The sequence below is a fragment of the Nitratidesulfovibrio sp. 1201_IL3209 genome (genome assembly GCF_036763125.1).
Lineage (GTDB): Bacteria > Desulfobacterota > Desulfovibrionia > Desulfovibrionales > Desulfovibrionaceae > Cupidesulfovibrio.
Map to the genome: position 1 here is coordinate 33,556 of NZ_JBAIYT010000034.1, position 9,160 is coordinate 42,715.

The following is a 9,160-nucleotide window of genomic DNA, read 5'->3' on the forward strand; positions in this document are numbered from 1 at the left end:
AGGCCGCGCCCCGGATGTCCGTTCTACCGCAGCGAATCCGCGTACAGTTCGATGGAGTGCTTCACCGCCACCTTGGCCCCATGCTGCGAGAGCATGTCGGTCATTTGCAGCATGCAGGCGGGGCAGCCGGTGGACACCACCTGGGCGCCGGTGGCCAGGATGTTGTCGCGCTTGCGCTCGCCGATCTGCTTGGACAGGTCGTAGTGGGACAGGTTGAAGCTGCCGCCCGAACCGCAGCAGCGGTCGCTTTCGGCCATCTCCACCAGTTCGTACTTGGGATTCATGCCGATCAGCGCGCGCGGCTGGGCCGTGACGCCGAGCGACTTCTTCATGTGGCAGGAATCGTGGAAGGTCACCTTCACGCCGCCCTTGGCCGGGGCCTCGGGCGCAACGCCCAGCACGTCCACCACGAACTGGTTCACGTCCATGACCTTGTCGTGCAGGGTGCGGATCTGGTCGCGCATGGCGGCCGGGTAGTCCTCCATGAGCTTGGGCCAGATTTCCTTGATGGTGGCGGTGCAGGTGGCGCACGGGGTCACCAGGTAGTCGAAGCTGCCCTTGGCGAACAGGTCCAGGTTGATCCTGACCAGCTTGTCGTAGGCCACGCGGTCGCCCGACGAGATGGCGGGGATGCCGCAGCAGGCCTGGCCTTCGGGCATGTACACGCCCACGCCGTGGTGCTCGAACACCTTCAGGCAGGCTTCGGCCACGCTGACGAACATCTTGTCGCCGAGGCAGCCGGGGAAGAAGGCGACGCGCTTGCCGCTCTTGCCCGCCGGGGTGTCCAGCGCCTTGACCTTGCTGTGCAGCGATTCCTTGGCCAGCCCCACGAAGTGGCGGTCGCCGATGACGGGCGACAGCACCTTGGAGCAGGAGGAGCCGAGCAGGTCGTCCACCCTGGTGGTGAAGATGCCCTGGAACTTGGACCCCAGGTCCAGCAGTGCGTTGAACAGGGCGGGCTTGGTCAGCATGCCGCGCAGGATGGCCTTCTTGACCGGCGAGAGCCCCATGTAGGTGTTCACGATGACGCGGGCGCGCAGGAAGATGTCCATGACCTTGACGCCCGAGGGGCAGTTGGCCCCGCACGAGCCGCACAGCAGACACTTGTTCAGCTTTTCCTGAACGCCCGCCGCGTCGTGGATCATTTCCTTGGCCAGGTTTTCGAGCAGCGCGATCTTGCCGCGCGTCACGTCCGCCTCTTTCATGGTCTCGGCAAACACGGGGCAGACGGCCTGGCACATGCCGCACTTCATGCAGCCGACCATCTGGTCGTCCAGCTCCTGAAGCAGCTTGGCGAGTTTGGTAAGGTCTGCCATGGCGTTAGGCTCCGATGATCTTGCCGGGATTCAGGATGTACTTGGGGTCGATGGAGCGCTTCATGTTGCGCGAGAACTCGATGGTGGCCTTGGAGGTTTCCTTCTCCATCCACTTGGACTTGGCCATGCCGATGCCGTGCTCGCCCGACAGGGTGCCCTGCAACGAGAGGGCCACGTCGAAGATTTCGTCCACGGCGTGTTCCACGCGCTCGAACTCGTGCTTGTCGCGGCGGTCGCACAGGATGGTGGGGTGCAGGTTGCCGTCGCCCGCGTGGCCGAAGGTGCCGATGGAGATGTTGTACTTGGCCGCGATGTCGTTGATGGCCTTGACCATGGCGGGAATCTTGGAGCGCGGCACGGTGGCGTCTTCCAGCACGGTGGTGGGCTTGGCGCGGGCAAGGGCGGGCAGCGCGTTGCGGCGGGCTTCCCACAGCTTGAACTTCTCGGCGGCGTCCTTGGCCACCTTGATTTCGGTGGCGCCGACCTTGTTCAGCACCTTTTCCACCTTCTCGGCGTCGTCGGCCACCTGGCCGGGGTGGCCGTCCACCTCGATGAGCAGGATGGCCTGGGCGTCGCGCGGCAGACCGGCCTTGGTGAAGTCGTCCACGTAGCGGATGGTGGCCTGGTCCATGAATTCCAGGGTGCAGGGCACCACGTGCGCGGCGATGATGCCCGCAACGGCCTCGGACGCCTTGTTCACGTCGTCGAACACGGCCATCATGGCCTTGGAGGCCTGCGGCGGCGGCACCAGCTTGAGCACGATGTTGCTGAACACGCCAAGGGTGCCTTCGGACGCCACCATGAGGCCGGCGAGGTTGTAGCCGGTGACGCACTTGACGGTGCGCGAGCCGGTCTTCACCAGGCCGCCGTTGACGTCGAAAAATTCGATCCCCATCACGTAGTCCTTGGTCACGCCGTACTTCAGGCCGCGCAGGCCACCGGCGTTCTCGGCCACGTTGCCGCCCAGGGTGGAGACGGCCTGCGAGCCCGGATCGGGCGGGTAGAACAGGCCGCGCTTGGCCACTTCGGCGGCGAACTTGGCGGTGACCACGCCGGGCTCGACCACGGCGTACAGGTCTTCCTCGTTGATTTCGATGATGCGGTTCAGGCTGTTGGTCAGGATGACGATGCCTTCGCGCGGGTCGGGAATGGTGCCGCCGGAAAGGTTGGTGCCCGCGCCGCGAACGGTGATGGGGTTGCCGTTCTCGTTGCACAGGCGGACGACCTTGCCGAGCTGCTCGGTGGAGGTGGGCCGCACCACGAGAGAGGGCACCACGGCGTCGAGCACGGCGGAATCGTAGGAGTACGACTGGCGGTCGGCCTCGCTGGTGAACACGTTGTCCTTGCCGACGACGGCTTCGAATTCCTTGATCAGGGCTGCACTGGGCATGAGGATGGTCCTCCGGGTCAAGCGTTGCTCCGCCTCCGTCACCGGGAAAGGGCGAGGCGGCGGAAACCGTAGCGGAGCGAATGGGGCCGCTCCTTTCCTGGCTGTATGTTCAGCCACTCCTCTGTTGAAAAGGGGGGCGGAGCGATGCCCCGCCCCCCTTGCACCTCGAAACTAGAACAGGTTGGAGTAGGGGCCGAAGGCAAGCACGCTGGCCACGATGCCCACGACGATGCCGTACAGGGCGAAGGGCCAGAAGGTGCGCTTCAGGATCATGCCCTCGCGGCCGATCAGGCCGGTAACGGCGCAGACGGCGACGATGTTGTGGATGCACACCATGTTGCCCATGGCGCCGCCGGCCACCTGGGCCGCCACGATGATCTGGCGGGGCATATGCAACTGCTGCGCCACGCCCCACTGGAATTCGGCGAACAGAAGGTCCGAAACGGTGTTCGAACCGGTGATGAACGCGCCAAGGCCGCCCACGTACGAGGCGAGCATGGGCCAGGCGTTGCCCGCGAAGGCGGCGACCGTCTTGGCCATGGCCAGCGGCATGGAGGGGTAGTTGTTGGGGTTCAGGGCCGCGTCGGCCACGCCGGAACCGCGGAAGATGGACACCAGGGCCACCGCGAAGACCAGCGCGATGGTGGGGGCCTTCATCTTGGCGATGGATTCGGTCCATGCCTGCTTGGCGGCGGTGCCGCTCATGCCGTGCAGCGCGATGGTCAGCAGGGCCACCAGGGTGAAGGGAATGGTGCCGGGCAGGTACAGGTAGTCGATGGAGCCGGAAACGCCCTTGTAGCCGAGAATGTCGTTGAACGGGATCTTCTGGGCGGACATCCAGCCCTTCAGGCCCAGTTCGGGGATGCGGGTCAGCACCAGGATGACGCCGATGAGGATATAGGGCAGCCACGCCATGAACTGGCTCATGTGCGGCTTGAACTCGGTATTGGTGCTGGTGGCGATGGAGCCGGTCCAGTCGGCTTCCCAGGTGGACTGGGGGCCGAAGTCCCAGGTGTCCTTGGGCACGCAGAAGCCCTTCTTGGCGCCGGCCACGATGATGCCAAGGCCCACCAGGCCGCCGATCAGCGACGGGAATTCGGGGCCCACCAGCCAGGCGAAGGTCAGGTAGGGCACGATGAAGGCCACGGCCGCGAACACGCAGAACTGCCAGGCGGCAAAGCCTTCGGACCAGGACTTCTTCTGGCCGTAGAAGCGGGTGAGGAAGCCCAGCATGAAGATGGGCAGGATGAAGATCATGGGGCCGTGCATCAGGGTGACCCACTGGCCGATGATCTTGGCGAAGCTGCCGAAGTCGGTGAAGTTCAGGGCCACGCCGCTGGCCACGGCTTCCGCGGTCAGCGGGGCAAGGAACTTCAGGCCGATGAGGATGGGCGTGCCCACCGCGCCGAACGACACGCAGAACGAGTTGAACACAAGGCAAACGACGGCGGCGGCCAGCGGCGGAAAGCCGAGGGACAGCAGCAGCGGAGCGGCCAGCGCGGCGGGCGTGCCGAAGCCGGCGGCGCCTTCGATGAAGGCCGCGAACATGTAGCCGATGATGATCGCCTGAACGCGCTTGTCACGGCTGATGTTCTGCATTCCGTACTGGATGGTTTCCATGCCGCCGGAATATTTCAGGGTGTACAGGATCAGGATGGCCCCGAACACGATGATCAGCACGCCGATGGCGGTGACCACGCCCTGTAGCGAAAGCGCCGTGATATACCCCACGGGCAGGTTCCAGGCGCCGATGGCGCCGAGCACGCAGACAAGCCAGGCCAGGGGCATGGCGCGGGTGGACGGCCAGCGCATGCCGACCATGAGCACCAGGGCCACGAGGATGGGCAACAGTGCCACCAATGCAAGCAGTTCCAATGACATCAAGACGCTCCTCTTTATGTTGTGCGTGATCCGCCCCCGGAGTGCACCCGCCGGGATTGGGGAAGGTATGTGAGTGCCGGAGGGGGTGCACCTCCCCTCCGGCACCAGTTTGCCCGTTGGGTTTACTCGGCGGCCCGGCCGTCGTCGCAGGCGTCGCCGCCCTTGCGGCGGACGTGTTCCGGCGTCTCGGAAACCGTGCAGAACTCGCTATCGCCGTTTCCCGTGGGCACCGGTTCCCCGGCGGGGGCGGTGACGGCGGGCGCTTCGGCGATCTGCTTCAGCAGCAGGTAGCGTTCGTTGTACTCCTTCTCGATGGCCGCGCGCAGGCGCTTGGACTCTTCGGGAGCGATCTTTTCGAGGGCGGCGTAACGGGTTTCACCAGCCATGAATTCCTGCATGGTGCCGTTGGGCGCCTTGGATTCGAGCACGAACGGGTTCTTGCCTTCGGCCGCCAGTTCGGGGTTGAAGCGGTACAGGGGCCAGTAGCCGGATTCCACGGCCATCTTGGCTTCTTCCATGGACTTGCCCATGCCCTTGCGCAGGCCCTGGTTGATGCAGGGGGCGTAGGCGATGATCAGCGAGGGGCCCTTGTAGGCTTCGGCTTCCTTGAAGGCCTTCAGCACCTGCTGCTTGTTGGCGCCCATGGAGACGCAGGCCACGTAGACGTAGCCGTAGGTCATGGCCATGCGGCCAAGGTCCTTCTTGCCGGTCTTCTTGCCCGAGGCGGCGAACTTGGCGATGGAGCCCAGCGGGGTGGCCTTGGAGGCCTGGCCGCCGGTGTTGGAGTACACTTCGGTGTCCATGACCAGGATGTTGATGTCCTCGCCGCTGGCCAGCACGTGGTCCACGCCGCCGTAGCCGATGTCGTAGGCCCAGCCGTCGCCGCCGAAGATCCACACGGACTTCTTGGTGAACTGGTCGCTCATGTGCCACAGCTCGTCCAGCAGCGGATGGTCGTCGGCGCCGCCCAGCAGGCCGAGGATCTCTTCGCCGTACTTCCTGGAGCCTTCGGCGTCGTCCTTGTTGTCCAGCCAGCCCTTGAGGGCGGCCTTCAGTTCGCCGTCAAGGTCCAGGGCCAGGGCTTCGGTCACCACGTCGGCCAGCTTGGCGCGGCGCTGGTTGTAGGCCATGGCCATGCCGTAGCCGAATTCGGCGGCGTCTTCGAACAGCGAGTTGCCCCAGGCCGGGCCGTGGCCGTCCTTGTTGGTGGTGTACGGCGTGGTGGGGGCGGAGGCGCCCCAGATGGACGAGCAGCCGGTGGCGTTGGCCACCACCATGCGTTCGCCGAACATCTGGGTGAGCAGCTTGACGTACGGGGTTTCGCCGCAGCCCGCGCAGGCGCCGGAGAATTCCATCAGCGGCTGCTGGAACTGCGAGCCCTTCAGGCTGTCGCGGGCCATCAGGGTGTCCTTGATGGCGATGTTGGCGTCGGCGTAGGCCAGGTTGGCCATCTGGTCGGCCATCTGGGTCTCGATGGGCTTCATGACCAGGGCCTTGTTCTTGGCCGGGCACACGTCGGCGCACGAGCCGCAGCCCATGCAGTCCTGGGAGTAGACCTGGATGCGGTACTTCAGGCCGTTCAGTTCCTTGCCCTTGGCTTCGATGGCCACGAACGAGGCGGGCGCGCCCGCCAGTTCGTCATCGGAGGCCAGGATGGGGCGGATGGCCGCGTGCGGGCACACGAACGAGCACTGGTTGCACTGGATGCAGTTCTCGGACAGCCATTCGGGCACGGTGATGGCCACGCCGCGCTTTTCGAAGGCGGCGGTGCCCACCGGGAACAGGCCGTCGGGCTCGAAGGCCGAGACCGGCAGCTTGTCGCCCTGCTGGGCCAGGATGGGACGCACCACGTTGGTGATGAAGTCCGGCTCGGACTTGGCTTCCGCGGCGGCGTCGGCGGCGGTGGCCCAGGATTCGGGGTACTTGATCTCGGTGACGGCCTCGATGGCCTTGTCAACGGCGGCCACGTTCATGGCCACGATCTTCTCGCCCTTCTTGCCGTAGGCCTTGTGGATGGAGTCCTTCAGCAGCGCCACGGCCTGCTCGAAGGGAATCACGGCGGCCAGCTTGAAGAAGGCGGTCTGCATGATCATGTTGATGCGCCCGCCGAGGCCCACTTCGGTGGCCACCTTCACGGCGTCCACGTTGTAGAACTTCAGCTTCTTGCGGGCGATGGCGCGCAGCATGGAGGCGGGCAGTTCCTTCTCCATGTCCTCCACGCTGTTCCAGTGCGAGTTCAGCACGAAGGTGCCGCCGGTCTTGATGCCTTCCAGCACGTCGTACTGGTGCACGTAGGCCGACTTGTGGCAGGCGATGTAGTCGGCGCTGTTGACCAGGTAGGTGGACTGGATGGGGCTGTTGCCGAAGCGCAGGTGCGACACGGTGAAGCCGCCCGACTTCTTGGAGTCGTAGGCGAAGTAGCCCTGGGCGTACATGCCGGTGTTGTCGCCGATGATCTTGATGGCCTGCTTGTTGGCGCCCACGGTGCCGTCGGCGCCAAGGCCGAAGAACTTGCACTGCACGGTGCCGGCGGGCACGGTGTCCACGCCTTCCACCACTTCCAGCGAGGTGTCGGTGACGTCGTCGACGATGCCCACGGTGAAGTGGTTCTTGGGGCCGACCACCTTCATGTTGTCGTACACGGCCTTGGCCATGGCCGGGGTGAATTCCTTGGAGCCCAGGCCGTAGCGCCCGGCCAGGAGCTTGGGCATTTCGCCGCGCTCCATGAAGGCGGTACACACGTCGAGGTACAGCGGTTCGCCCAGCGAACCGGCTTCCTTGGTGCGGTCGAGCACGGTGATGGTGTCGGCCGTGGCGGGCAGCACCGACAGCATGTGGTCGATGGAGAACGGACGGTACAGGCGCACCTTGATCAGGCCCACGCGCTCGCCCTTGGCGTTCAGGAAGTTGACCACTTCCTCGATGGTTTCGCAGGCGGAACCCATGGCGATGACCACGCGCTCGGCTTCGGGGTGGCCCACGTAGTCGAACAGCTTGTAGGAGCGGCCGGTGAGTTCGCCCACCTTCTTCATGTAGCCGGCCACGATGCCGGGCACGGCGTTGTAGAAGGCGTTGCAGGCTTCACGCGCCTGGAAGTAGATGTCCGGGTTCTGCGCGGTGCCGCGGATGTGCGGGTGCTCGGGGTTCATGGCGTTCTGGCGGAAGGCTTCCACCTTCTCCCAGTTCACCAGCTTCTTCATGTCGTCGTAGTCGATGACTTCGATCTTCTGCAGTTCGTGCGAGGTGCGGAACCCGTCGAAGAAGTGACAGAACGGCACGCTGGACTCGATGGCGGCCAGGTGGGCCACCAGGGCCATGTCCATGGCTTCCTGCACCGAGTTGGAGTTCAGGAAGGCGAAGCCGGTCTGGCGGGCGGCCATGACGTCCTGGTGGTCGCCGAAAATGGACAGCGCGTGCGAGGCCAGGGCGCGGGCCGAAACATGGAAGACGCCGGGAAGCAGTTCACCGGCGATCTTGTACATGTTCGGGATCATCAGCAGCAGGCCCTGCGAGGCGGTGAAGGTGGAGGTCAGCGCGCCCGCGGCCAGCGAGCCGTGCACGGCGCCCGCGGCGCCCGCCTCGGACTGCAACTGGCGGACGGCCACCGTCTGCCCGAACAGGTTCTTCTTGCCCTGGGCGGCCCACTCGTCCGCCGATTCACCCATGTTGGACGAAGGGGTGATGGGGTAGATGGCGGCGGTGTCGCTGAGCGCGTAGGCGACGTACGCGGCGGCGGTGTTGCCGTCCATCGTCTTCATTTTCTTGGCCATTGATCTCTCCTTGGGATTGCCAGCCTTGAAGCGGGGGGTGAAAGGTCAGCCGTGCCTTGCGGCGCGGTCCTTGACATGACTCCGGAGGGGACATGACTCCGAAAGGGGCATGGCTCCGAAAGGGACGTGACTCCGGAGGGGGCATGAACCCGGAAGCGGGCATGGACCCGGTATCGTGCCTCGTCATGTCGGCCCTTGTGGCGCGGTTTCGCTGCCGTTGCCGGGCCGTTGGTGTCGCGTTGCGGCGTGTGCCCGTCCGTCCGGGTTTTCCGGGCGGCGCCCCTGGTTCCCGCGGAACCCGGCGCCGGTATCCCGAAGGCGGGGGACAGGCTGCGGCCTTTACGCAACAACAAGAAGTGTGCCAGTTCCGTTACGTCGGTACGTCGGCTGCATCCTCCTTGGATTGTTGAAGTATCGATTCATCTTATGAAACTGACGCCGGCGTGTGGTCCGAAAATCCGGACGGCCGGCGTTGCGGCGCTGGGAAGTCGTGGGGCCGTGGAGTGGCGGCACTGGAGCCTAACGCCGCCGGATTGAATGGTCAAACTGTTCTGGAGGGCGAATTCCGCCCCTGTCCGAAAAAACGGATGCAGGAGGGGGTGCGGGGGGCGCGTCCGAAAGGTAGGACACGGTACTCCCAGGTTACCCCGGCCCGGTCACAGCGACATATTATTCTTGGCTCTAGACCATCAGGTCTTTGTTTTTTGCTACCAGCCGTTTCATTTCGGCAATGAGTTGGGGCAGGGGCTTGTTGTAGCGCCATTCACATTCTTTGAGGTGTAATTCGAAGTTCCTCTTCACCC

4 protein-coding genes and 1 pseudogene are annotated in these 9,160 nt (G+C 64.9%); all 5 read right to left on the reverse strand.

Annotation, left to right across the window (positions count from 1 at the left end):
* Positions 1–23: 23 nt before the first annotated feature.
* Positions 24–1,316, reverse strand: a complete 1,293-nt coding sequence (locus V6B97_RS14205; protein ID WP_333507169.1) for a (Fe-S)-binding protein — start codon at positions 1,314–1,316, stop codon at positions 24–26.
* A 4-nt stretch (positions 1,317–1,320) separates the two neighbouring features.
* Positions 1,321–2,706 carry an FAD-binding oxidoreductase gene (locus V6B97_RS14210; RefSeq protein ID WP_333507170.1) on the reverse strand — a complete coding sequence of 462 codons (1,386 nt, stop codon included), beginning with the start codon at positions 2,704–2,706 and terminating at the stop codon, positions 1,321–1,323.
* A 171-nt stretch (positions 2,707–2,877) separates the two neighbouring features.
* Positions 2,878–4,587: an L-lactate permease gene (locus V6B97_RS14215; protein ID WP_333507171.1), complete on the reverse strand. Its 1,710-nt coding sequence runs from the start codon at positions 4,585–4,587 to the stop codon at positions 2,878–2,880.
* A gap of 122 nt (positions 4,588–4,709) precedes the next feature.
* On the reverse strand, positions 4,710–8,357 hold the full coding sequence (nifJ, locus tag V6B97_RS14220; RefSeq protein WP_333507172.1) for a pyruvate:ferredoxin (flavodoxin) oxidoreductase: 3,648 nt from the start codon (positions 8,355–8,357) through the stop codon (positions 4,710–4,712).
* Positions 8,358–9,038: 681 nt separating this feature from the next.
* Positions 9,039–9,160 (reverse strand): annotated as a pseudogene (locus V6B97_RS14225) (IS1595 family transposase); the annotation flags it as partial.

What these genes read in the sequence shown, in the direction of transcription:
- V6B97_RS14205 (WP_333507169.1), bottom strand. Translation starts at nt 1,316, where the DNA reads ATGGCAGACCTTACCAAACTCGCCAAGCTGCTTCAGGAGCTGGACGAC.
- nifJ (WP_333507172.1), bottom strand. Translation starts at nt 8,357, where the DNA reads ATGGCCAAGAAAATGAAGACGATGGACGGCAACACCGCCGCCGCGTAC.
- V6B97_RS14210 (WP_333507170.1), bottom strand. Translation starts at nt 2,706, where the DNA reads ATGCCCAGTGCAGCCCTGATCAAGGAATTCGAAGCCGTCGTCGGCAAG.
- V6B97_RS14215 (WP_333507171.1), bottom strand. Translation starts at nt 4,587, where the DNA reads ATGTCATTGGAACTGCTTGCATTGGTGGCACTGTTGCCCATCCTCGTG.